General features: G+C 52.9%; 21 protein-coding genes and 2 tRNA genes. 15 read left to right on the top strand and 8 right to left on the bottom strand.

The window, feature by feature from the left end:
• Nucleotides 1–32: 32 nt before the first annotated feature.
• Nucleotides 33–317 carry a YfcZ/YiiS family protein gene (locus tag ABLU86_RS07115; RefSeq protein WP_015706185.1) on the bottom strand — a complete coding sequence of 95 codons (285 nt, stop codon included), beginning with the start codon at nucleotides 315–317 and terminating at the stop codon, nucleotides 33–35.
• A gap of 371 nt (nucleotides 318–688) precedes the next feature.
• On the opposite strand from ABLU86_RS07115, the gene fadL reads away from it, so the two are divergent.
• On the top strand, nucleotides 689–2,011 hold the full coding sequence (gene fadL / locus ABLU86_RS07110) for a long-chain fatty acid transporter FadL (RefSeq protein ID WP_020078223.1): 1,323 nt from the start codon (nucleotides 689–691) through the stop codon (nucleotides 2,009–2,011).
• 65 nt (nucleotides 2,012–2,076) lie between these two features.
• Here fadL and mlaA read toward each other — a convergent pair whose 3' ends face one another.
• Nucleotides 2,077–2,838, bottom strand: coding sequence for a phospholipid-binding lipoprotein MlaA (gene mlaA, locus ABLU86_RS07105; protein ID WP_015365533.1), 762 nt, complete (start codon nucleotides 2,836–2,838; stop codon nucleotides 2,077–2,079).
• A 247-nt stretch (nucleotides 2,839–3,085) separates the two neighbouring features.
• Between mlaA and ABLU86_RS07100 the strand changes: the two genes are divergently transcribed.
• The 8 genes from ABLU86_RS07100 (at nucleotide 3,086) to ypdK (ending at nucleotide 9,294) form a co-directional block, all read left to right on the top strand.
• The gene (locus ABLU86_RS07100; RefSeq protein ID WP_058676217.1) at nucleotides 3,086–3,997 is read left to right on the top strand and encodes a formate/nitrite transporter family protein; all 912 of its coding nucleotides are present in this window, start codon (nucleotides 3,086–3,088) and stop codon (nucleotides 3,995–3,997) included.
• A 74-nt stretch (nucleotides 3,998–4,071) separates the two neighbouring features.
• Nucleotides 4,072–4,146: transfer RNA gene (locus ABLU86_RS07095), tRNA-Arg, on the top strand.
• A 169-nt stretch (nucleotides 4,147–4,315) separates the two neighbouring features.
• Nucleotides 4,316–4,807, top strand: a complete 492-nt coding sequence (locus tag ABLU86_RS07090) for a WbuC family cupin fold metalloprotein (protein ID WP_348796148.1) — start codon at nucleotides 4,316–4,318, stop codon at nucleotides 4,805–4,807.
• 349 nt (nucleotides 4,808–5,156) lie between these two features.
• A complete protein-coding gene (locus ABLU86_RS07085) occupies nucleotides 5,157–6,020 on the top strand; it encodes a hypothetical protein (protein ID WP_020078221.1) in 864 nt (287 codons plus the stop codon).
• A 222-nt stretch (nucleotides 6,021–6,242) separates the two neighbouring features.
• Nucleotides 6,243–7,046, top strand: coding sequence for a MipA/OmpV family protein (locus tag ABLU86_RS07080; RefSeq protein ID WP_348796149.1), 804 nt, complete (start codon nucleotides 6,243–6,245; stop codon nucleotides 7,044–7,046).
• Between the two features lie 158 nt (nucleotides 7,047–7,204).
• Nucleotides 7,205–7,660 (top strand): nucleoside deaminase, encoded by a 456-nt coding sequence (locus ABLU86_RS07075; protein WP_020078219.1) that lies wholly within the window; start codon nucleotides 7,205–7,207, stop codon nucleotides 7,658–7,660.
• A complete protein-coding gene (locus ABLU86_RS07070; RefSeq protein ID WP_086630452.1) occupies nucleotides 7,660–8,856 on the top strand; it encodes a cyanate transporter in 1,197 nt (398 codons plus the stop codon). Before ABLU86_RS07075 ends, ABLU86_RS07070 begins: the two co-directional genes overlap by 1 nt.
• A gap of 366 nt (nucleotides 8,857–9,222) precedes the next feature.
• A complete protein-coding gene (gene ypdK / locus ABLU86_RS07065; protein ID WP_077777854.1) occupies nucleotides 9,223–9,294 on the top strand; it encodes a membrane protein YpdK in 72 nt (23 codons plus the stop codon).
• A gap of 44 nt (nucleotides 9,295–9,338) precedes the next feature.
• On the opposite strand, the gene alaC is transcribed toward ypdK, so the two are convergent.
• Complete coding sequence (gene alaC / locus ABLU86_RS07060) at nucleotides 9,339–10,577, bottom strand: alanine transaminase (RefSeq protein WP_013878147.1); 1,239 nt, start codon at nucleotides 10,575–10,577, stop codon at nucleotides 9,339–9,341.
• Nucleotides 10,578–10,958: 381 nt separating this feature from the next.
• On the opposite strand from alaC, the gene ABLU86_RS07055 reads away from it, so the two are divergent.
• Together ABLU86_RS07055 and ABLU86_RS07050 are read left to right on the top strand one after the other, a co-directional pair.
• On the top strand, nucleotides 10,959–12,656 hold the full coding sequence (locus tag ABLU86_RS07055; RefSeq protein ID WP_013878148.1) for a sensor histidine kinase: 1,698 nt from the start codon (nucleotides 10,959–10,961) through the stop codon (nucleotides 12,654–12,656).
• An 11-nt stretch (nucleotides 12,657–12,667) separates the two neighbouring features.
• Nucleotides 12,668–13,411 carry a LytTR family DNA-binding domain-containing protein gene (locus ABLU86_RS07050; RefSeq protein ID WP_013878149.1) on the top strand — a complete coding sequence of 248 codons (744 nt, stop codon included), beginning with the start codon at nucleotides 12,668–12,670 and terminating at the stop codon, nucleotides 13,409–13,411.
• Between the two features lie 43 nt (nucleotides 13,412–13,454).
• On the opposite strand, the gene glk is transcribed toward ABLU86_RS07050, so the two are convergent.
• On the bottom strand, nucleotides 13,455–14,420 hold the full coding sequence (gene glk / locus ABLU86_RS07045; protein WP_020078214.1) for a glucokinase: 966 nt from the start codon (nucleotides 14,418–14,420) through the stop codon (nucleotides 13,455–13,457).
• 264 nt (nucleotides 14,421–14,684) lie between these two features.
• Here glk and ABLU86_RS07040 point away from each other — a divergent pair, with 264 nt between their 5' ends.
• Entirely contained in the window at nucleotides 14,685–15,920 is a 1,236-nt protein-coding gene (locus ABLU86_RS07040; protein ID WP_013878151.1) for an ion channel protein, read from the top strand.
• Here ABLU86_RS07040 and ABLU86_RS07035 read toward each other — a convergent pair.
• On the bottom strand, nucleotides 15,917–17,578 hold the full coding sequence (locus tag ABLU86_RS07035; RefSeq protein ID WP_348796150.1) for a thiamine pyrophosphate-binding protein: 1,662 nt from the start codon (nucleotides 17,576–17,578) through the stop codon (nucleotides 15,917–15,919). The two genes, ABLU86_RS07040 and ABLU86_RS07035, sit on opposite strands and share 4 nt — an antisense overlap.
• A gap of 176 nt (nucleotides 17,579–17,754) precedes the next feature.
• Here ABLU86_RS07035 and mgrA point away from each other — a divergent pair, with 176 nt between their 5' ends.
• Together mgrA and ABLU86_RS07025 are read left to right on the top strand one after the other, a co-directional pair.
• Complete coding sequence (gene mgrA / locus ABLU86_RS07030) at nucleotides 17,755–18,747, top strand: L-glyceraldehyde 3-phosphate reductase (RefSeq protein WP_348796151.1); 993 nt, start codon at nucleotides 17,755–17,757, stop codon at nucleotides 18,745–18,747.
• 127 nt (nucleotides 18,748–18,874) lie between these two features.
• Complete coding sequence (locus tag ABLU86_RS07025) at nucleotides 18,875–19,231, top strand: DUF2502 domain-containing protein (RefSeq protein ID WP_013878154.1); 357 nt, start codon at nucleotides 18,875–18,877, stop codon at nucleotides 19,229–19,231.
• A gap of 39 nt (nucleotides 19,232–19,270) precedes the next feature.
• On the opposite strand, the gene ABLU86_RS07020 is transcribed toward ABLU86_RS07025, so the two are convergent.
• A complete protein-coding gene (locus ABLU86_RS07020) occupies nucleotides 19,271–20,506 on the bottom strand; it encodes an Nramp family divalent metal transporter (RefSeq protein WP_020078211.1) in 1,236 nt (411 codons plus the stop codon).
• 345 nt (nucleotides 20,507–20,851) lie between these two features.
• On the opposite strand from ABLU86_RS07020, the gene nupC reads away from it, so the two are divergent.
• Nucleotides 20,852–22,054, top strand: a complete 1,203-nt coding sequence (nupC, locus tag ABLU86_RS07015) for a nucleoside permease NupC (protein WP_013878156.1) — start codon at nucleotides 20,852–20,854, stop codon at nucleotides 22,052–22,054.
• A gap of 55 nt (nucleotides 22,055–22,109) precedes the next feature.
• On the opposite strand, the gene ABLU86_RS07010 is transcribed toward nupC, so the two are convergent.
• Nucleotides 22,110–24,293 carry an EAL domain-containing protein gene (locus tag ABLU86_RS07010; protein ID WP_336193746.1) on the bottom strand — a complete coding sequence of 728 codons (2,184 nt, stop codon included), beginning with the start codon at nucleotides 24,291–24,293 and terminating at the stop codon, nucleotides 22,110–22,112.
• A gap of 210 nt (nucleotides 24,294–24,503) precedes the next feature.
• Nucleotides 24,504–24,579, bottom strand: a tRNA-Ala gene (locus ABLU86_RS07005).
• Nucleotides 24,580–24,673: the final 94 nt, after the last annotated feature.

Genomic DNA, 24,673 nt, shown 5'->3' with positions numbered 1-24,673 from the left:
ACGCCTCAGGAAAGAGGCGTTAAGAGAGAGGATTAACGTAACCCCAGCTGGAAGATCAGCGATTCCGCTTCACAGCTAAAAACAAAATCGATATTCAACTGCACGCCGCCATCAACGTCGGTGAACGTCGAGTTAATTTTGCACGGTTCAGATTCCACATTGCGGGCTTTTTCGCTCAGCGCGGCGAGGGTTGCTTCCGCTTCAGCGCGGTTTGCAAACACACGGCTGTAGGAGGCGGTGCAGTCGGTGTTGTCCACAATGGTGCCAACATCCATACAGCAGCAAACCGGGGTTTCATCAGCGCTACATTTACTCATCGTAGATTTCCTCTGTATATGCACCTTCGGTGCCAGACAAATAATGCGCCTATTTTACGCCCGCCCTCGTCCCCCCTCCAGTTGTTAATGGCAGGAAAACGCTTAAGTGACAGAAATCACACTTAAAAATGATCCAAAACAAAAATGCCCCAAATTGGGTATGACGAAGCAGGGCAATTTTGCCAGCTGGATCGCGTTTCTGTTATCACACTTGAAAAATCTTATAAACAAACTTGCAACAACTCATCTGGTCAGACCTATACTCAGGCCACTGGTCTGATTTCTCTGTTGTAAAGCAGACCCTACACTTCGCGCTTCTGTTACGGCATGTAACATAGTTTAAATAAAAATAACTCAATGAGGTTATGGGCATGAGCCAGAAAACCCGCTTTACCCAATCTGCCCTTGCAGTGGCTGTAGCACTTGTTTCAACCCAAGCCTGGTCTGCAGGATTCCAGTTAAATGAATTCTCCGCTTCCGGCCTTGGTCGTGCCTATTCCGGTGAAGGGGCAATCGCTGACGATGCGGGCAACGCCAGCCGTAACCCCGCGTTAATCATGATGTTTGACCGGCCGACAATGTCGGCAGGCGCCGTCTTCGTCGATCCGGACGTTAATGTTTCCGGTACTTCGCCTACCGGTAAAAGTCTGAATGCAGACAATATTGCCCCAACGGCATGGGTACCAAACCTCCACTTTGTTTCGCCAATTAACGATCAGTTTGGTTGGGGCGCATCTATCACCTCTAACTACGGTCTCGCGACTGAATTTGCTGATAACTATGCTGCCGGCAGTATGGGCGGCACAACCGATCTCACCACCGTTAACTTCAATTTAAGCGGCGCCTATCGCCTGAACAGCAATTGGAGCTTTGGTTTAGGTTTTGACGCGGTGTACGCGAAAGCGAAAATCGAACGCTACGCAGGTGATTTAGGACAAATCGTTGCCGGTTCCGGTAAACTGCCGCCAGCGCTGGCGGGCAGGGTCAGCCAGATCCCTGCCGACACTCAGATTGCGCATTTGAACGGCAACGAATGGGGTTTCGGCTGGAACGCCGGTATCCTGTATGAGCTGGATAAGAACAACCGCTATGGTTTCACCTACCGCTCGGAAGTTAAAATCGACTTTGATGGCAACTATAAGAGCGATCTGCCGTCCGCGTATAACCAGATCCTCGGCAACTTCGGTTTACCGGCCGGTACCGATGGCCGTACCACTAACGGCTCGCTGACCCTCAACTTGCCAGAGATGTGGGAACTGTCGGGTTATAACCGCGTCGCGCCACAGTGGGCAGTTCACTATAGCCTGACCTACACCAGTTGGAGCCAGTTCCAGGAGCTGAAGGCCACTGGCAGCAATGGCCAGACGCTGTTCTATAAAGATGAAGGCTTTAAAGATGCTTACCGCATCGCGCTGGGTACCACCTATTACTATGACGATAACTGGACCTTCCGTACCGGTATCGCCTTCGATGATAGCCCGATTCCGGCTGGCACCCGCTCCATCTCTATCCCGGATCAGGATCGCCTGTGGCTGAGCGCCGGTACCACCTACGCGTTCAATAAAGATGCTTCAGTGGATGTTGGTGTCTCTTACATGCACGGTCAGCACGTGGAAATTAAAGAAGGCCCTTACACCTTCCGTTCTGAAGGTACCGCCTGGCTGTACGGCGCGAACTTCAACTACCGCTTCTGATAAGCCAACGGTATAAAAAAGGGTGAACATCATGTTCACCCTTTTTCTTTTCTGACCCGCATGGATTACTGCGAATCGATATCTTTCAGCTCATCCTGAATCGCCTGCGCGTTCGGATTATCGGCCGGCGTCAGCTTACCGCCGTTGGCGATAAAGTCGTGCCGCTGGAAGTAGGCTTCACGCATCAGGATGTATGGATCGGAAGACTGGCGCAGCAGGCCGTCGGAATCCAGCAGCTGAGCGCGCGTTTCAATCCCTTCGACCGCCCATTTACCGATGGACATCGGCCAGGTCAGCCAGGAGAGTACCGGATACAAGCCATCGGCCATGTCGCCGCCCTCATCACGCAGGGTGAAACTACCATAGAACGGCAGCTGTACGTACGGGCCGTAGCCCACGCCGTAGTGGCCCAGCGTGCTACCAAAGCGATGCGGTTCAACGCGCTGCAGCTGCGGGTTCGCCATACCTGCGACGTCGATTAAGCCGCCCATCCCGAGAATAGTGTTAAGGAAGAAGCGTGTGAAATGCACCATGCCTTTATAGGGATCGCCCTGCAGGAAGGAGTTGACCATTACCGCCGGTTCTTCAAGGTTGCTGGTGAAGTTGCTTAAACCATTACGCGCCGGTTGCGGCACATAATCACGCCAGGCGACGGCGACGGGACGCAGTACATAAGGATCAACCACATTAAAGTTGAAGTTGAACATGGTACGGTTAAACCCTTCAAGCGGATCTGAACGCCCCTGCGGCCGATCGTCAGTGCTGGAACTGGCACATCCCACCAGCAATGTGGCGCCAAGCGCAAGCGCCGACAGGCGATAATTCATAGGTGTCTCCCTGTTAATTCTGACTATCGCTGGAGGCATCCGGGACGGCGCCCCCATTAGCATTTTATCGTTGGGTAGCTGCTTTCAGCATAGCCTTCTTTGGCATAATTGTTGCTCCCCGATTCTATACATATTTTGCAATATTCGTATTGCTATTCTTGCCATTGCGCTGAATTTAGGAGCATATCCTGTGCCGCCGCGCTGATTTATCTCTACGCTTAGTAACAAATACAAAGGGAGAGCAGCCATGACCCGACAAAATACCCCCGCCAGTATGCATGATAGCGATGAACGAGAAGTTGAAAGCGAAGAGAAACAGCATGGCGAGAAAATAGAAGTGGATGAAGAGCGTCTGCCTTCGCAGGCAATGGCTACCCATGAGGTGATTCGCCAGGAGGGTGAAAAGGAGCTCGAGCGCGACGCCATGGCGCTACTATGGTCAGCAATTGCCGCCGGTTTGTCGATCAGCGCCTCGCTGGTAGCCAAGGGGATTTTTCATGTTCACCTTGGCGCCCTGCCCGGCGGTTATCTGCTGGAGAATTTGGGATACACCTTCGGCTTTATTATTGTCATTCTCGCCCGCCAGCAGCTGTTTACGGAAAATACCGTCACCGCCGTGCTGCCGATTATGCATAAACCCAGCGCCGGTAATATTGCTTTATTGCTGCGCCTGTGGGGCGTGGTGTTATTAGGTAATTTATTGGGTGGGGCTATCGCCGCCTGGGCGTTTAATATCATGCCGATTTTCGATGACGCCACTCGTGAGGCGTTTCAAAGCATCAGCCAGAAAGTCATGGAAAACACGCCGACCGAAATGTTTGCCAACGCGATTATTTCCGGCTGGCTGGTGGCGACAATGGTCTGGATGTTCCCGGCCGCCGGCTCGGCGAAAGTCATCGTCATCATCCTGATGACCTGGCTGATTGCGCTGGCGGACACCACGCATATCGTCGTCGGCAGTGTGGAAATTTTCTATCTGATTTTCAGCGGCGCCCTGCCCTGGCAGGAGTTCTTCTGGCCGTTCGCGCTGCCGACGCTCGCCGGCAACATCTGCGGCGGCACCTTTATCTTCGCCCTGCTAAGCCACGCCCAGATTCGCAACGACATGACCCAGGAACAGAAAGCCAAAGCGAAGGCCGAAGCAGATAAAAAGGGCTAAACGGCTGCAAATTAAGCAATTAATCGCAATGCGCTTAACGGGCGGCGGAAAAAACGCTATAATCCCGCCGCCTTGTCCCCTTAGTTAAATGGATATAACGAGCCCCTCCTAAGGGCTAGTTGCAGGTTCGATTCCTGCAGGGGACACCATATCACCTTCTCCTGGCGTCTACCGAATTCAATAACCCCTTTATAATCAGCAATAAACCATCTACTTTAGCTAAGCTTTATCTGTAAGTATTCCAGTAAAAGGCCCGATCGTTAGTCGTAGATAGCGGCGAAAGCCTTCGTTTATCAGTTTTTCAAGCAGGCGGTTTAGATGAAACAATTCACCATCAGTGATATGCAGCAACAGAGCGCAGCCGCGGCGGCCGCTCCCCGCCTACGGGCGCATCGTAACTTCCATCCGGAACTCAGCGATCCGGTACAGCGTCTGGCCATTGCCATGGAGCCGGGAACCTACATTCGCCCTCACCGTCACCCTCATACTTTTGAGCTGCTGCTGCCGTTAAGCGGCCGTTTTGTAGTACTGAACTTCGATGAACAAGGCACCGTGACCCACCGCGTGGTATTAGGAGAAGAATGCACGGCGCTGGAAATGGCGGCCGGCACCTGGCATGCGGTACTGTCGCTGGATCACGGCGGTATCATTTTTGAAGTCAAGCACGGAGGCTATCAGCCGGTAGCCGAACAGGATTCCGCGCCATGGGCACCAGCCGAAGGCGCGCCAGGCACCGAGGAATTAATGGCGTGGTATGCCACGGCCCAGGTGGGGGATGGCTGTTTTACTCTTCAGAAGAGTGCTCGCTAATTTGAGCCTGCGATGATTATTGCAAAAAAGGCGCTGCGGCGTCTTTTTTATTTATATCATCTATAATTAATATAGAGTATATCCATCACCAGAATAAAGCACCACGGCTCACCCCATTTTTATCGTTAATTAAGCAATATTCTATACCTTATTAAGAAAAAGATATTATAATCGATTATGGTAGGTGTTTTAACTGCCGCCATCTGTCACATAAAGATTCTTCATTGTGGATTTATATTTCGCTGCTGAATAATTTTTTATGGAAAGGATAGTGTAGTCGAACAACAACGCTGGCGCTCTGTTCATCAGGAACGCAGATTATTAAAAACATTTACATATAATTATCGCCATGAATAAGATAGAAAGAAACATTTGGAAGTTGAACAATCTCCCACCACTGGAGTATTGCTCTATCGCTCGTGCGCAAAAACTCCTGCAGTGCGAACTGGAAGATTTACTTCACTGGCACGATATCGGCGCTATCAGCCTGTGCCTGAAACTGAAAAAGAATCGCGGCACGCTCAATAGCGCCCTGACCCGGAATCAGGGGGTTGGCGACTCATCATACGGCTACGGCGGTTTTGATGACATTACCAAAGCCAACAAGCCCTGGTCTCAGCACTCTAAAATAAACAACATCATCACCCTGAATGAAAATGTGTCGGTCATTGATGCCGATCACGACAGCGCCATCGCCAAAATTAAACTCAACGTTTCTGTTTCTGGTTTATGGCACACTCATTCAAGAAATTTAATGGATGTGCTGGAGAATCCAGATAACATTCAACAAGAAGATACGCTGAGCATTATCTCCCCGGCTAAAAACGTCATCTACTGCAATTTCATTCCTGATAATGATGATAAGCCGACGATTGAGCTTAACAAGCTGTATATTACCAGCAAAGAAATTGAGAAAATTTACGAGCACACCATCAGCAGTCGTCCGCTAGAGTATTCTGAGGCCGCGATGAATTCATATAATGAAAAAACCATTAATGAGCCATCAACACCGCCACAAAATAAGCTATTACTCGAATTCATTAATTATATTATTCAATCCAACCCGGCTTTTAATCGCGATTTACTGAATGCGACAGAAAGCAGTAAACAGCTCGCCTTTAAATCCATTATGGAAAAGTTAAAAAAAGAAGGCATCGTCACCAACGAAAATCATTCGATGGCTTCACTCTCTGAACTGATTCTCAGTTCATAATACTCACTTTTGTGCGGATTATTCACACGAATAATCCGCCATTATCCATAGTGATAGTACCGATACCGCCACACTTTACTTTCTCGATCAAAAGCAAAGCAAAAAAAGTACGATAAAAAACAAAAAAAATTCCCCAACACGTGCTCTATCGTCTATATATCTTCTGGTGTTTATCACAGACGATTCACATTCACTTCATCATTTCACGCCAACTATGAGCTCATGCTGAAACTATCCCGATGCCCTGTAGTCGTTCTCGGTACCCTTGCTTTGTATTGTGGTTCCACTCGCGCTGAGGTCGACCTCGGCTCGATCGACATTTTTTCTGCTGATAACCCGAATAGCCCGGTGCCGAAAGGTTGGGTTCTCGGCGGCGCCGCGATTAGCGGTACCGCGCGCTACCAAAAGCAGGACAACGAAACCCACTTTATTCCCGGCGGATTATATTTTGGCGACCAGTTAATGTATCTGGGCGACCGCGCCCGCTACTATTTTCATCTTGATGACACTATCGCGCTATACGGCTACGGACGCTGGCGTTTCGGTAATTTAGATCCCGACGACGTTACGGCTTTTAGGGGGATGAACGAACGTAAAGGCGAACTGGAAGGCGGTATTGGCGCCACATGGATCACACCATACGCGCTGATAAGCGCGCGCATCAGTTCAGATATCAGCGGCCGCAGCAACGGCCAGGAGCTGCTGCTATGGGCTGATTTTCCGATCATCAAAGACAATCTGCTGGTGATGCCGGGGATGGGCCTGATGGTACGGAGTCATAATATGGCGAACTACTATTTTGGCGGCATATCAGCAAGCGAGGCGACGTCCGAGCGTCCCCAATGGGATACCGGCACGACGGTATCACCAATGGTCGCCATCATTACCAGCTACCGCTTCAGCCCCCACTGGGTCGGAATGATAGCGGCAAACTACGAACGCTATGATGATGATATTGCCAATAGTCCCATTGTCCAGCACAGCGGTGAACTGTATGGCATCCTCGGCGTCGGATATACCTGGTAGAACATCAGGGCATTTCCTCAATCCATAAGTTAATCTGATTAACTCAATTATAAATAAGTCTTTTAGCTTATGGCGTAAGCTCGCTACCCTGTTGCAGGATTCAATCTCCAGCCTGCCGCCGATTAAGTTCTTCTACCCGACTTTTACAGGAGCCGCTCATGCCTACTCATGATAACCATCTTCAGCGCGCCATTACGCTTGCCGCCGCTAATGTTGAAAACGGCGGCCGCCCGTTCGGCGCCGTCATAGTACGCCACGGCGAAGTCATTGCCGAAGCGGTGAATACCTTGCACCAGAGCGGCGATCCTACCGCGCACGCTGAACTCAACGCCATCCGCGACGTTTCTCTACGTCTGGGCAATCAGGTATTGCGTGAATGCGTGGTTTACGCCAGCGGGCAACCCTGCCCGATGTGTCTGAGCGCGATGTATTTAACCGGCGTGCGCGAAGTCTATTTCGCCAACAGCAATCAGGATGGCGAGCGCTTCAATCTCTCTACCGCCGCTATCTACCAGCAATTGCAGCAGCCATTGGAAAACCAATCACTCCCCATTCACCATTGCCCACAACCCGAAGGGCTGGCCTTGTATCAGCGCTGGGCGGATAAAGCGTAATGAGCCAGACACAACGCAAAACGCTGACGCTATTTGTGCTGGTACTGATCGGCATTAATATGCGCCCACTACTGACCTCGATAGGTCCATTACTGCCGCAACTGCAACACGCAACCGGCATGAGCTTTACTCTGGTTTCACTACTGACCGCCCTTCCGGTCATCGCGATGGGGGTGCTGGCGCTTGCCGGAGGCTGGATTAACCGCCACGTTAGCGAAAACCGCAGTATCGCGTTAAGTCTGCTGGCGATAGGCATTGGCGCGCTCCTGCGTGAGCTGGCGCCGCAAAGCGGCCTGCTGCTTAGCAGCGCGCTGCTCGGCGGGATTGGCATCGGCGTGATTCAGGCGCTTATACCCAGCGTCATTAAGCGTCTCTTTCATCACCGCACGCCGCAGGTGATGGGGTTATGGTCGGCGGCACTGATGGGCGGGGGCGGCCTGGGCGCCGCAATCACCCCCTGGCTTGCGCAGCATAGCGCGCTCTGGCACCACGCGCTGGCGTGGTGGACGCTACCGGCTCTGGCTGCGATCATTGGCTGGTTGCCGCTCTGCAAAATGTTACCCGCCGCGCCGGTTGCCGCATCGGCGCAAGTCGCGCCGGCGGTCTTTCGCCACCACCGCGCCTGGACGCTTGGCCTTTATTTCGGGCTGATCAATGGCGGCTACGCCAGCCTGATTGCCTGGTTACCGCCCTATTATATGCAGCTTGGCCACAGCGCCCAGTTTAGCGGCACGCTTCTGGCGTTGATGACCGTCGGCCAAACCGCCGGCGCGCTGGTGCTACCGATGCTCGCTCGCCACGAAGATCGTCGTAAGCTGCTGATGCTGGCATTGGCGCTGCAGTTGTTCGGGTTCTGCGGTTTCATCTGGTGGCCACAACAGTGGCCTCTGCTGTGGGCAGTGAGTTGCGGCGTAGGACTAGGCGGCGCATTTCCGCTTTGTCTGGTGCTGGCGCTGGACCATTCTCCGCAGCCAGCCGTCGCCGCTCGGCTGGTGGCGTTTATGCAGGGCATCGGTTTTATTATCGCCGGGTTATCGCCATGGCTTTCGGGGCTGCTGCGCAGCCTGAGCGGAAACTACCAGCTGGACTGGGAATTCCACGCCATCTGCGTGTTCATCTTAATGGCGCTTACCTTACGCTTTGTGCCCGCACGTTATCCGCATCAGTGGCGCGCGCCGACGACAACCGCCCGCTAACCTCATCGCTCCAGGGTGCAGAAGATGATTTCTGCACCTCCCCGCCAATAGAAAAAATCCCAAAATCAAATAACTACGAAATGTCCGGGTATTGCTTTAAATCACCGTCGCCGTAATTGAATTTATTACCGAATGAAATTAATGTGTCGCCTATTCACGACAGTCGTAAGTAACTAAAAATTAATAAAAAAATGGATCTTGTTTCCACCATTTTTTAAGCGTACATTAGCGCCATCTGGAGCAAATAGCGCACAGAATTTCGGACTGCCGCAGCCGCCAGAATAGTCTGGTTTTATCTGCGACAGTCCCACAACGGTTAAAGTTAAATTCATTTAGGCGTTTCGCCGAAATGCGGAGTGACATGTCGTGAAATACTTTTTGATGGGAATTTCTTTTATGGTCATCGTTTGGGCCGGTACTTTCGCCCTGATGATTTAACCTGCTATGCAGCAAAGAAATGGGAGCCAGGCGGCTCCCATTTTTTATTCGTGGTGTTCAGTCACCGTTTTACTGGCCGCCGGTAGCAGTCCATCGGCACGGAACATGGATTTGATGCCGCGAATAGCCTGACGGATACGATCGCGGTTTTCGATCAACGCGAAACGCACATGAGTATCGCCATAGTCGCCAAAACCGATTCCCGGCGAGACGCACACTTTGGCCTCCTGCAGCAGCTTTTTGGCGAATTCCAGCGATCCCATTGCCGCATATGGCTGCGGAATTTTGGCCCACACGTACATCGACGCTTTCGGGCACTCAACCATCCAGCCTGCCTCATGCAGCCCTTTCACCAGCACATCACGACGACGTTTATATTGTTCCGCAATATCGCGCACGCATTGCTGATCGCCTTCCAGCGCGGCAATCGCCGCCACCTGCAGCGGTGTAAAGGTCCCGTAGTCATGATAACTTTTGATGCGGGCCAACGCGTTAACCAGCGTTTTATTCCCCACCATAAAGCCGATACGCCAGCCGGCCATGTTGTAGCTTTTTGACAGGGTGAAGAATTCGACCGCCACATCGCGCGCGCCGGGCACCTGCATAATCGACGGCGCTTTCCAGCCATCATAGACGATATCAGCGTAGGCCAGATCGTGCACCACCAGCACGTCATAGCGTTTCGCCAGCGCCACCACCTTCTCAAAGAAATCGAGCTCGACGCACTGCGCGGTAGGGTTCGAGGGGAAGCCCAGAATCATCATTTTTGGCTTCGGATAACTCTCGCGGATCGCGCGTTCCAGTTCATTGAAGAAATCTACGCCTTCCACCAGCGGGACGGAACGGACCTGCGCCCCGGCGATAACCGCGCCGTAAATATGAATCGGATAGCTGGGGTTTGGCACCAGCACCGTATCGCCATGATCGAGCGTCGCCAGCATCAGATGCGCCAGCCCCTCTTTCGAACCAATCGTCACGATGGCTTCTGATTCCGGGTCGATATCGACGTCATAACGTTCCTGATACCAACGTGAAATCGCGCGGCGCAGACGAGGAATACCGCGGGAAGTAGAGTAACCGTGGGTATCCGGACGCTGGGCGACGGTACACAGTTTTTCAACAATATGCGGCGGCGTGGCACCATCCGGGTTGCCCATACTGAAATCGATAATATCTTCGCCGCGCCGACGCGCAGCCATCTTCAGTTCGGCAGTGATGTTAAAAACATACGGAGGGAGACGATCGATACGCGTAAAACGGCGTTCAGGACTGAATTCAGCCATAGATTCCTCAGATTAACGTTAGCGCCCGGACCGTCCGAGCGACGCGGCCACCGATGTGGCACGTTTAGAAAATAACCTGAAAAAAAACACGCTGTCGAGAGGGTTGATAAAAAATATTCGCCCACGCGTAAAACGGGTCATCACGCCTCAGTATGCGGCTGAACGTGTTCCCGAAACGAATGTAACGTAAATAAACAATCAACATATTGATATCATTTATAATACTCAAATGTATCATCGTTACTCATAAACGGCCTGATAGCTGGAGTGAGCGACTTATCCCCTTTAATTTTTAAGCCTGTTCCCCATTTATCTCTGCTGCTAGCCTTCTGGCGTGAGGTTTTCTATCATATTGCTTTCCCGCGAATCCTGGGCGCATCCATGCACGATATATTTAATATGCTGCTGGCGGTTTTTGACCGCGCGGCATTAATGCTCATTTGCCTCTTTTTTCTTATCCGCTTACGCCTGTTCCGCGAACTGCTGCATAAATCGGCGCATACGCCTCGCGAGCTGCTGGCGGTCACCGCCATTTTCTCCATGTTTGCGCTGTTCAGCACCTGGTCCGGCGTTCCGGTAGAGGGTTCGCTGGTCAACGTACGGATTATCGCGGTGATGTCCGGCGGGATCCTGTTTGGGCCGTGGGTCGGCGCGATTGTCGGCGTGATTGCCGGGGTACACCGCTATCTCATTGATATTGATGGTGTAACGGCCATCCCCTGCTTTATCACCAGCATTGTCGCCGGGCTACTTTCCGGGCTTATTAATCGCAAAATTCCGAAAGCCCAGCGCTGGAAGGTGGGGATTCTGGCCGGGATGCTGTGCGAAACGCTAACCATGATCCTCGTGGTGCTGTGGGCGCCGACGCTGGCGCTGGGGATCGATATTGTCTCCAAAATCGGTATTCCGATGATCCTTGGCAGCATCTGCATCGGTTTTATTGTGCTGCTGGTCCAGAGCGTGGAAGGCGAGAAAGAAGCCAGCGCGGCGCGCCAGGCAAAACTGGCGTTGGATATCGCCAACAAAACGCTGCCGCTGTTCCGCCACGTTAACAGCGAATCGCTGCGTCAGGTTTGCGATATTATTCGCCGGGACATCAATGCCGATGCGGTCGCGATTACCACCACTGACCGGGTGCTGGCCTATGTTGGTTACGGGGAAAATAACTATAACGATCGCAACAACGATATCAGCCCAACCACTCGTCAAGCCATTGAAAGCGACACCATCATCATTAAAAACAACGACGAAGCCTACAGAACGCCGGAGATCCACTCCATGCTGGTCATTCCGCTACGTGAGAAAGGCGTGGTGACCGGCACGTTGAAAATTTACTACTGCCATGCGCATCGTATTACCTCCTCGCTGCAGGAGATGGCGATCGGCCTGTCGCAAATTATCTCCACTCAGCTTGAAGTCTCGCGGGCCGAACAACTACGAGAAATGGCCAATAAAGCGGAACTGCGCGCCCTGCAAAGTAAAATTAATCCCCATTTTCTGTTTAATGCGCTTAACGCCATCTCCTCTTCCATCCGCATGAATCCGGATACCGCGCGACAGTTGATTTTCAATTTGTCGCGTTATTTACGCTATAACATTGAGTTAAAAGATGACGAGCAGATCGACATCAAGCGCGAGCTATACCAAATTAAGGATTATATTGCGATCGAGCAGGCGCGATTCGGCGACAAGCTGACGGTGATTTATGATATTGACGAGGACGTCAGCTGCGTCATCCCCAGCCTGCTCATTCAGCCGCTGGTTGAAAACGCCATCGTCCACGGTATTCAACCCTGTCGGGGTAAGGGCGTGGTGACTATCGCCATCAACGAATGCGGAAACCGGGTGCGCATTAGCGTACGGGATACCGGTAACGGTATTGACCCAGCGGTGGTAGCCCGCGTCGAAGCCGACGAGATGCCGGGCAATAAAATTGGTCTGTTGAATGTTCATCATCGGGTGAAACTGCTCTACGGCGAAGGGCTGCATATCCGCCGCTTGACGCCGGGAACGGAGATTGCGTTCTACGTCCCCAACCAGCACGCCCCGGCGAGTGAACCGGTGTCGCTGTTGCCATGAGCGGAGAAAACATGAAAGTTATTATTGTGGAAGATGAGTTCCCGGCGCAGCAGGAACTCACCTGGTTGATTAATACTCACAGCCAGATGGAGATCGTCGGCACCTTTGACGACGGTCTCGATGTGCTGAAATTCCTGCAGCACAATAAAGTCGATGCCATCTTTCTCGACATCAATATTCCCTCTCTGGACGGCGTACTGCTGGCGCAAAATATTAGCCAGTTCGCGCATAAGCCGTTTATCGTTTTTATCACCGCGTGGAAAGAACATGCGGTGGAAGCCTTTGAACTGGAAGCGTTTGACTACATCCTTAAGCCTTATCAGGAATCGCGGATTATTAACATGCTGCAGAAGCTGTCCAGCGCCTGGCAGCAACAGCAGCAGGTGGCGGTGAGCGGCGCGCCCGCGCACAACCCAACCCGCGAAAACGACACCATTAATCTGATTAAAGACGAGCGGATCATCGTCACCAGCATTCATGATATTTATTACGCGGAAGCGCATGAAAAAATGACCTTCGTTTATACGCGCCGTGAATCATTCGTCATGCCGATGAACATCACTGAATTCTGCAGCAAACTGCCGGCTGCGCACTTCTTTCGCTGCCACCGCTCGTACTGCGTCAATCTGAATAAAATTCGCGAAATAGAGCCATGGTTCAACAACACCTACGTCCTACGGCTACGCGACCTTGAGTTTCAGGTGCCGGTCAGCCGCAGTAAGGTGAAAGAGTTTCGCCAGTTGATGAATCTGTAATGAGATGGGCGACGGCAGACACCGCCGCCCGGCTGAGAGTGGTTTAGAGGATATGCCCCAGCGTCTGGCGCAAATGCGCGCCGGAGCCCAGTAGGCCTGGGTTATCATGGACAATGAGATAAACCGGAATATCCTGCACGTAGGCTTTAAAGCGCCCTTTATCTTCAAACCCGCCGCGGAAACCCGACGCCTTAAAGAACTCAAGGAAACGCGGGACAATACCGCCTGCGATGTACACGCCGCCGAATGTGCCGAGGGTCAGCGCCAGGTTACCGCCAAAGCGCCCCATGATGACGCAGAATAGCGACAGCGCGCGGCGACAATCAATGCAGGTATCCGCCAGCGCGCGTTCAGTGACGTCCTTCGGTTGCAGGTTTTCAGGCAAACGGCCATCGGATTTAACAATCGCCCGATACAGATTAACTAATCCCGGGCCGGACAGAACGCGTTCGGCGGACACGTGGCCTAACTCGTTGCGTAGCTCCTCGAGAATAATGCCCTCTTCTTCGCTGTTCGGCGCGAAATCAACGTGGCCGCCCTCGCCAGGCAGGCTCACCCAGCGTTTATCAACGTGTACCAGGTGCGCTACGCCAAGACCGGTACCTGCGCCGTAGACTGCGATCGGTTTACCTTCCGCCGGTTGCGCGCCGCCGAACTGGATCAGATGCTCGTCTTTGAGCATTGGGATCGCCATCGACACCGCGGTAAAATCATTAATGATTTCCAGATGCGCGAATCCGAGGTTCTTTTTCATCTCGGCAATAGAAAAAGCCCAGGTATGGTTGGTCATCGCTACCCAGTCGCCGGTGATGGGGCACGCAATGGCGATGCAGCCATCATCGACCTTCACGGCTTGTTCGTCGAGATAGACGCGTACAACGGCCTCAAGGCTTGGATAATCGAGCCCGGAATAAGTTTTAGCGCGGGAAATCTCCCCGCTTGCGATATCACATAACGCCAGACGGGCGTTAGTTCCGCCGACGTCTCCTACTAAAGCAAATTTTGTCATTCCGTTACGGCTCCGCTAAAGTCAAAATAATTCTTTTCGCACACTGTAAATTCATGGCGACATAACAACAACGCCCAACGTACAGCCGCCGGTAGTTTAGCGACATTGGTCACATTTAGCCTGTAATCTATGTAACACGGCATCTTATGACCTACACGCAACGTCAGGTTTGGCCTTAAGTTTATCGTTTCAGCACCATTTGCGCCGAAGCTCTTTACAGAGACAGGCAAAGTAGCGCTTCAGGACATTTAAAAGGAACCCTTCATGTTGCACCCGCGCGCCAGAACGATGCTGTTGTTATCGATACCCGCCATTCTTATTGGTATCGCTTCCAGCCTGGTATTGATTGTGGCGATGAAGATCGCCGCGATTCTGCAGAGCATCTTGTGGAGCGACCTGCCGGCGCATGTCGGCATTGCCGCCGATAGCCCGCTGTGGATAATTGCCATCCTCACTCTCACCGGGATTGCCGTGGGGCTGGTAGTCCGTTTCAGCCCCGGTCATGGGGGGCCGGATCCGGCAACCGAATCCTTGATCGGCGCGCCCATCGCCACCAACGCGCTACCGGGGTTACTGGCGGCATTGATTCTCGGCCTCGCGGGCGGTGTCAGTCTCGGGCCGGAACATCCGATCATGGTCGTCAATATAGCGCTTGCCGTCGCCCTCGGTTCGCGTCTGTTTCCACGGGTAAGTTCGCTGGACTGGACAATTCTCGCCGCGTCGGGAACCATCGGCGCGCTGTTCGGCACGCCGGTTGCCGCGGCGCTTATTTTTTCGCAAACGCTCAATAGCAGCAGCGACGTTCCGTTATGGGACCGGCTGTTCGCCCCGCTGCTGGCGGCGGCGGCAGGCGCATTGACGACCGGTATTTTTTTCCATCCCAATTTCACCCTGCCAATCCCGCACTATCCGCACCTGCGCATCGTCGATATCATCAGCGGCGCGATTGTCACGCTTATCGCCATCGCCGTCGGCATGGTCGCCGTGTGGTGTCTGCCGCGTCTGCACGCGCTCATCCACCGGCTGAAAAACCCGGTGTTAATGCTGGGAATCGGTGGTTTTTTACTGGGGATCCTGGGCGTTATCGGCGGACATATTACGCTATTTAAAGGTCTGGACGAAATGCAGCAACTGGCCTCCAGCCAGACGCTTGGCGCCGGCGATTTTCTGCTCATTGCCGTGGTGAAATTGGCGGCGCTGGTGCTGGCGTCCGCATGCGGTTTCCGCGGCGGGCGTATTTTCCCGGCGGTGTTTGTCGGCGTCTCGTTGGGGCTAATGCTGCATGCTCACGTTGAAGCGGTACCGGCCGCCATTACCATCTCCTGCGCGATCCTCGGCCTGGTGCTGGTCGTTACCCGCGACGGCTGGCTGAGTCTGTTTATGGCGTCAGTAGTGGTGCCTGACACCACCCTGTTGCCGCTGCTTTGTATCGTGATGCTCCCGGCCTGGCTACTGCTGGCCGGGAAGCCGTTGATGATTGCCAAACGCCGCGGCGATTAGCCGCGGTTGTTGCGATTTTCCAGCGCCTGGGTGACCGCGCGTAAGAAATCAGGAATATCCATTTTCGGCAGCATGACTTCGACCATCGTTAACTTATCGGAATTAACGCTATCGGCCATCGCCTCCGCCAATTCGCCGGTTTGCGTTACCCGCCAACAGCGGGAAGGCGTATCCGGCGCAAAAGCATCGGGAAAGCGGCCCCAGTCCCACAATGCGATATCGTTGTAGCGCTGTTCCGGCCCGTGAATCGCGCGCTCGACGGTGTAGCCCTCATTATTCAACAGCAAAATCAACAGCTTTTGCTTATCGCGCAGCATTGAGCTCATCTCCTGGATAGTGAGCTGGGCGGCGCCATCGCCAATGATTAATACCACCCTTCTGTCCGCGGCGGCTGTCTGTGCGCCGTAGGCGGCAGGTAGCGTAAAGCCGATTGAGCCCCATAGCGGCTGCACCAGCAGCGTCGCCTGGGAGGGAAGTTTTAATGAGGCGATGCCGAATGCCGAGGTCCCCTGATCGGCAAGAATAATATCGCCCGGCCGCAGCTGTTTCTCGACCGTACTCCAGAAGTTTTTCTGCGTCAGATTACCCTGCGGCGCGCCGGAAGCGTCGGGCGCGATGATATCTGGCGCGCTCCATTCGGCGGACAGCTTGCCAGAAACGTCAATGAGTGCCGCCAGCGCCTGATCCATCGGGATCCGGCTGAACCAGTGATCGCCAACCCGCGCGGCGAACGGCTGGATTTCGATGGTTTTCTCCGTTGGCAAATGATGGGTAAAGCCGGCGGTAATCGTATCGGTAAAGCGCGTACCCACGCAGATGATGGCATCGGCGCTTTCCATCGCCTCGCGAGTCTGCGGCGCGCTGGCGATCCCGCTATAGGTCCCGGCAAAACCTGAGCCTTGTTCGTCAAATAGCCCTTTCCCCATCAGCATGGTGGCGTGGGTTATCGGCGCGGACTTAACCCACTGCTGTAGTGTGTTTTGCAGACCGTAACGCTGGGCGAGAAAATCCGCCAGCAGCGACACGCGACGGCTGCTGCGTAACAGTTTGGCCGCGTGCTCGCGAAAGCCGGCAAGCTGGTTTTCATCGGCCGCCGGGCCCTTAATGACCAGCGCGCGGGCCGGCGGCACCGCGCGGGCTTTCGCCACGTCGGCAGGCAGCATCAGATACCCTGGGCGGTGGTGGGTCAGCATGTCGCTTAATATCCGGTCAATTTCATGACAGGCGTTGCCCGCCGTTAGCGTCGCCTGAGTACAGGTAATTTGTTCGCTCATCCGCGAGAAATGGGTGAAATCACCATCGCCGAGCGTATGGTGCAGGAGTTCACCGCGCTGCTGCGCGCCAGTCGAAGGGGCGCCCACAATATGCAGCACCGGGATATGTTCCGCATAACTACCGGCCACCCCATTCAACGCGCTTAACTCTCCTACGCCATAGGTGGTTAGCAGCGCGCCAGCGCCTTTTATACGCGCATAGCCGTCTGCGGCGTAGGCCGCGTTCAGTTCGTTAGCACAGCCGACCCATCCCAAATCTTGATGGGCTATCACGTGATCGAGAAACTGTAAGTTGTAATCACCAGGTACGCCAAACAGGCGATCGATACCACAATCTACGAGACGATCCAGCAGATAATCGCCAATGGTGTAAGTCGGTTGCATATCCATAATCCTTGTTGTTGTGCAGGTATTCTGAGTATTAGATATGCGTTTTACCTGTCCAGATTGTGAGCAACAAAGAGGGTGGAAAGCAAAATTTACGCGTTTTCCCCATATACTCCGCGTGCAACATTGATTAGTGTAAACGTATACACACCCTGTTTTGATGCGGAGGAAGTATGGTTTACCAGGCAAGCGACACGCGTTATCAGGCCATGGAGTACCGCCGATGCGGGCACAGCGGCCTGAAGCTACCGGCGATATCTCTCGGCCTGTGGCATAACTTTGGCGATGAAACACAGGTAGAGATCAGCCGCCAGTTGCTGCGTCACGCCTTCGACCTTGGTATTACCCACTTCGACCTGGCGAACAATTACGGCCCACCGCCGGGATCGGCGGAGAGCAACTTCGGGCGGATCCTGAAAGAAGATTTTCTGCCCTACCGCGACGAACTCATCATCTCCAGTAAAGCGGGCTATACCATGTGGGACGGCCCTTATGGCGACTGGGGATCGCGCAAGTATCTGGTCGCCAGCCTCAACCAGAGCCTGAAGCGGATGGGCCTTGAGTACGTCGATATCTTTTATCACCACCGCCCGGATCCGGAGACGCCGCTGGAGGAGACCATGCGGGCGCTGGATCATCTGGTTCGCCAGGGGAAAGCGCTCTACGTTGGTTTATCAAACTACCCGCTTGAGCAGGCGCGTCAGGCTATCGCTATCCTCGACGATCTCGGCACGCCATGCCTGATTCACCAACCCAAATATTCGATGTTTGAACGCTGGGTGGAAGAAGGATTATTAGCGATGCTGCAGGCCGAAGGCGTGGGAAGTATAGCGTTTTCACCGCTGGCTGGCGGCCAGTTGACCAACCGCTATCTAAACGGTATTCCACCAGACTCGCGCGCAGCCAGCAATAGCCGTTTTTTACAGCCGGAACAGCTCACCGCCGAGCGGCTGGCAAAAGTCCGCCAACTTGACGCCATTGCCGGGCGCCGTGGACAGAAGCTCTCACAGATGGCGTTAGCCTGGGTGCTGCGAGAAGATAAGGTGACGTCAGTGCTGATCGGCGCCAGTAAAACGGCGCAACTGGATGATGCCGTAGGCATGTTAAGCAATCGCCAGTTCAGCGCTGAAGAGTGCGCCGCTATTGACGCGATCCTTGCGGTGTAAACTCATTTTTACTTTGGCAAAAAATGCTATTTCTTGCGATTTAAGAGTTCCCTGATGCTACGTCTCTTTACCGGCTCGTAATATCTGGTTAACAGGTCATTTAAGACCCGATCGTGAGGAGAAGAGTATGTTCAGGTCACTGATTCTGGCTGCGGTACTACTGGCATGCGCGCCGGTTATCGCTAATGCTGGTGAAATCACCCTGCTGCCATCGGTAAAATTACAAATTGGCGATCGTGACGGTTACGGTAACTACTGGGACGGTGGCGGCTGGCGCGACCGTGATTACTGGCGTCGTCATTATGAATGGCGCGATCACCGCTGGCATCGCCATGATAACGGCTGGCATCGCGGTTGGGATAAACGCGGCTGGGATCGTGGTCGCGCTTACGAGCGCGGCTATCGCGAAGGCTGGAACGATCGTCGTGGCGGCTGGGGCCGAGGCCCGGGCGGCGGACGTGGTCACGGCCACGGGCACCACTAATTGATAAAGGGAGCGCAAGCTCCCTTTTTTGTTGCCGTATTAATCTAATGCTGAACCAATAATCAGCCAGCCGTTCAGCGCCACCACAATCGCCACAATCAGCCAACCGATGCGTTTTACCCAGCGACTGTTTACCAGATCGCCCATTAACCGCGCATCGCTGGTAAAAATCAGCAGTGGCACCAGCGCCAGCGCAATCCCGAAGCTCAGCAACACCTGACTCATCACCAGGATACGCGTCGGGTCCAGCCCCATCATAATCACGATAAATGACGGCAGCATGGTGATTGTCCGGCGAAACCACAGCGGAATATGGAAGCGGATAAACCCCTGCATCACGACCTGCCCGGCAAGCGTTCCGACTACCGTCGACGAGAGACCGGCGGCAACCAGACTGAGACCAAAAACCGTCGCGGCGGCATGGCTGAGCAGCGGTTCGAGAGTTAAATAAGCCTGGTCGAGATCGGCCACGCCGGTGTGGCCGTTGAAGTGAAACGCAGCAGCGGCGGTCGCCATCATCGCCAGGTTAACGAAACCAGCGATGGTCATCGCAATCGCCACATCCCAACGCGTGGCGTTATAGCGTTCTTTGCGCGACCCATCGTGCAGGTTCTGCGTCAGCGACGAGTGCAGATAAATAACGTGCGGCATAATCGTCGCGCCGAGTACCCCGGCGGCAAGGAATACCGCCTCACCATTAGGCAGACTCGGAATGATCATGCCTTTGGTCAGCGGCGCTAACGCCGGCTGCGAGAAGATAAGTTCAACCACATAGGCCGCTGCTACAAACAGCAGTAGCCCGCCGATGACTTTTTCCAGCGGTTTCTGCCCGCGACGCTGCAACATCAGGATCAGGAAAGTAGCGACACCGGTCAGCACCGCCCCCTGCAATAAGGAAATACCGAGCAGCAGCTTAAAGCCGATGGCCGCACCGATAAATTCAGCCAGATCGGTCGCCATGGCGATAATTTCCGCCTGTACCCAATAAAACCACACCACCGGGCGCGGGTAGTGATCGCGGATCTGTTCCGCGAGGTTTTTACCGGTGGCGATACCGAGCTTGGCCGATAACACCTGAATCAGCATCGCCATCAGGTTCGCCCAGACCACTACCCATAATAATTGATAGCCAAAGCTGGCGCCTGCCTGGATATTCGTGGCGAAGTTACCCGGATCGATGTAGCCGATGGCAGCAATGAACGCGGGCCCCATCAGTGCGAGCCTCATCTTGCGCGCTGCGCGACCGCTGCTATTCTCAACGCGACTGCTAGTCATTTTCTGCCCCTGGAAATATAGCCTTTGCTATGTTTAATGCTATCAAAATGCGAATGATTATCAAGTTCATTTGGAAAGGTGATAATGATTGCTTTGATAGGAGGGAACGATAGTAGGCCAAATAACGAAACGGGCGTGAAGCTGTGGACAACGCGCCTTTCATCAGATTAGTACATTAATGCAACTTTTAATACCTTTGCATAACATAACAAAAATGTACGATTGATCACTATTTTTGTTATTGGTCACATATCCTTGCAATAGTGTGGATTCGATCTCGTTTTATTTAGGCTTGTTGCATAGAATGTGCACGGAAATTTAACCTGCCTCATATTTGGAGCAAATATGGACCGCGTCTTGCATTTTGTCCTCGCGATCGTTGTGGTGGCTATACTGGCCTTGTTGGTCAGTCACAACCGTAAGCAGATCCGCATTCGTTATGTTATTCAATTACTTGTTATTGAAGTTTTGCTGGCCTGGTTCTTCCTGAACTCCGATGTCGGTCTGGGTTTTGTGAAAGGCTTTTCCGAGATGTTCGAGAAACTTCTCGGTTTCGCCAACGAGGGCACCAACTTCGTATTCGGTAACATGAACGATAAAGGTCTGGCCTTCTTCTTCCTGAAGGTTTTGTGCCCAATCGTCTTTATTTCCGCGCTGATTGGTATTTTACAGCATATTCGCATCCTACCGATTGTCATCCGCGCTATCGGTACCGTGCTGTCGAAAGTTAACGGCATGGGTAAACTGGAATCTTTCAACGCCGTCAGCTCGCTGATCCTCGGTCAGTCGGAAAACTTCATCGCCTATAAAGATATTCTCGGCAAAATGTCGCGCAACCGTATGTACACCATGGCGGCAACCGCGATGTCTACCGTTTCGATGTCTATCGTCGGCGCGTATATGACTATGCTGCAGCCGAAGTATGTGGTTGCCGCGCTGGTGCTTAACATGTTCAGCACCTTTATCGTCCTGTCGCTGATTAACCCGTACCGCGTTGAGCAGAGCGAAGAAAACCTGCAGATGTCCAATCTGCACGAAGGTCAAAGCTTCTTCGAAATGCTGGGCGAATACATTCTGGCAGGCTTTAAAGTAGCGATTATCGTCGCGGCGATGCTGATCGGCTTTATCGCGCTGATTTCCGCACTCAACGCCCTGTTCGCGACCGTCACCGGCTGGTTTGGCTACAGCATCTCCTTCCAGGGGATCCTCGGCTACATCTTCTATCCGGTTGCGTGGGTGATGGGCGTGCCGGCGAGCGAAGCGCTGCAGGTGGGCAGTATTATGGCGACCAAACTGGTGTCTAACGAATTCGTGGCGATGATGGATCTGCAGAAAGTGGCAGCGACGCTCTCCCCGCGTGCGGAAGGTATCATCTCTATCTTCCTGGTCTCCTTCGCCAACTTCTCTTCTATCGGTATCATCGCCGGGGCAATTAAAGGCCTGAATGAAGAGCAGGGTAACGTGGTTTCCCGCTTTGGCCTGAAACTGGTTTACGGTTCCACGCTGGTCAGCGTGTTGTCAGCTTCCATCGCTGCGCTGGTGCTGTAATCCCAAACTGACGTTAATAGCATAACAAGCCGGGCAGCGTTATCGCCCGGCTTTTTTACGCCTTCAATTCGCTTAACGGCTGCGGTTTGCCAATCAGGTAACCCTGTAAATAATCGACGCCCAGCGCCAACAGCATCGCCTTTTGCGCCTCTGTCTCGACGTACTCTGCGACTACCGTAAGCTGTTTCGCCCGCGCGATTTCGATTATGGATTTGACGATAATCGCATCAAGCTGGTCGCTCTCGATTTCGTGCACGAAGCAGCCGTCAATTTTTACGATATCCGCCTGCAGGCTCTTCAGACGCTCATAGTTCGCGTAACCGGTACCGAAGTCATCAATGGCGATAGCGCAACCGAACTCACTCAGCAGCTGAATATTATGCATGCTGGTATCCGCATTCGAGAACGCCTGCTCCTCGGTTATCTCAATAGTAATATACGCAGGCGATACGCGATAACGCTTAAACAATGCGATAATCTGAGCGGCGCTATCCTTTTGCATCAGCGTATACGGCAGCAAATTGACGGAGAAGCGTCGGCCAGGATGGTGATCGATCTGGCTGAACAGCGTTTCCAGAACCAGCATATCGAAACGCTGGCTGAGGTTGAACTGCGCAATAAGCGGAATAAAACGATCCGGCGTGATAATCGTCTCGCCGCAACGCATACGGGTGAGGATTTCGTAATAGCCCTCCCCTTCTGCGTTCTGAATCGGCTGCGCATACAGCAGGAGGCTACGCTCGTTCAGCGCTTGTTTTATTTTCGTCAGCATCCGTACCTGTTCGGTCGTTTGATCGGAAACCTCTTCCTGCGCGATATCTAACGCCAACACCCGCTGCACGGCGCCAGCCTGCTCCGATAACCAGCTAAGCTGGCCAAGCATGGGGTGTAATTCGGTCTCAATGCCGCTGTAACTACCCCACGCCGCGCCAAACTCTAAATCCAGATCCTGGTTATGCCAGTTAAATTTAGCGTGGTTAAGCATCGAGACGATGTGGTTTAACCGTGCCGCCGGTTCCGGCCCCTCTATCACCAGCAATAACTCGCTACCCGGGAGCTGATAAATTTTATCGTGGTGATCCAGGAGCGGCTGCAGACGGCGGGCTATTTGCCGTTTGCACTCTACACGCATCATCATGCCGTAGTGACGGCTAAGGAAGTCCAGGTTTTCGATACGCAGGCTGCTAATAACAACCCGAGGCGATTGGCGCAAATGCCCTTCCAGCGCCCGCAGATTGGGTAACCCGGTTAACGGATCTTCTTCAGCCCGATCGCGCCAGCGCTGTTTAATTCTCTCGCTACGCGAATAAATATCCGTCATGTAAAACAAACAAATCGTGAATGAAATTAACACCGACAGGACAAATGACAAGGAGTACCCCGATTGAACGCCCTGGAGAAAATTTTTGTTATAGGCCACTAAAAAGAATGCCGAAATAGCCCAGGTAATGCGAATTAATTCGTGCCCCAGCCGGCCGATACCGATGAAGTAGAGAATAAAAATAATCGGCACCAGATATCCAGCAATTAAATCTGAATCAAAAGGCGCGCAAAGCACCAGCATGATTGTGATTAATACCATAAACCAATATATGGTAAAGGCTCTTCTTTTTTTCACCAGCCACGGTTGACAATGACGCAACCAAAACACCCGCCGGTAACGTGGGCAAACCATCATTCTCATCGGGTAATAGAAAGCGGTAGTAAAGATTAAGGCGGCGCATATCAACGCCTGGATATCAATAACGGAATAGATGATCGACGCGGTACTGAAGTAGCTGGAGACGGCAAGCGGGAAGGCGAAGAAGCGCCCCGCCAGATACATCGTCAGCTTAAGCAGAATGGGGGCAAAGAAGCCGCCCCAGAAGATACGGCGACCGATATGGCGCTTGGCAGGCCTTCCGCTACGCCATTTTTTCCCCGACAACGAGCGCATGATAGCGAAGGTGAAAAAGACGGAAAATAACTGACAAAATAACAGGATAGCGGCCTGTGTATAAGTTAGATCTATTACAAATGTATTAGTAATTGCAAACGCAACAATCAAGGGGGCAACGGCGTAACGGCCAAAAATACAAATGGTTGCGTACATTACGCTTAATGGCAGCCATGCCAGATAAATTTGTTTTCCGTCGATAAGGGTTTGCGGAGAAATTAATCGAGATAGCGGAATAAAAATCAAACAAACAATTAACGCCAGCAGAGTTTTTTTAACTTTGATGTTAAATATGTCAGTCATTATTGTTAATCAACACCTCTGCGGCTAAAAAATTATAAGCAATCAGAAAATAGTATGTTGGTTAATAATGGCAGGCAAGAAAATAAATCGAGAAAAATTCCTAAATTACGTTGGTTTTTATTTGCTCGATACACGCTGACGTAAGCTTAACGTCATTTACATTAACGGCGCAAAAAGCAAAAACCCCCGCCGTAGCGAGGGTTCGAATTTTGGTGGAGCTAAGCGGGATCGAACCGCTGACCTCTTGCATGCCATGCAAGCGCTCTCCCAGCTGAGCTATAGCCCCACAGGACCTCTTTACGAACCAAATCCGCTGGGTGCAGAATTTGGTGGAGCTAAGCGGGATCGAACCGCTGACCTCTTGCATGCCATGCAAGCGC

Source organism: Klebsiella sp. JN_Kp121 (genome assembly GCF_040062145.1).
Classification (GTDB): domain Bacteria; phylum Pseudomonadota; class Gammaproteobacteria; order Enterobacterales; family Enterobacteriaceae; genus Klebsiella; species Klebsiella aerogenes.
The sequence above is the reverse complement of the archived record's forward strand: the minus strand, read 5'-3'. Positions and strand labels throughout refer to the sequence as shown.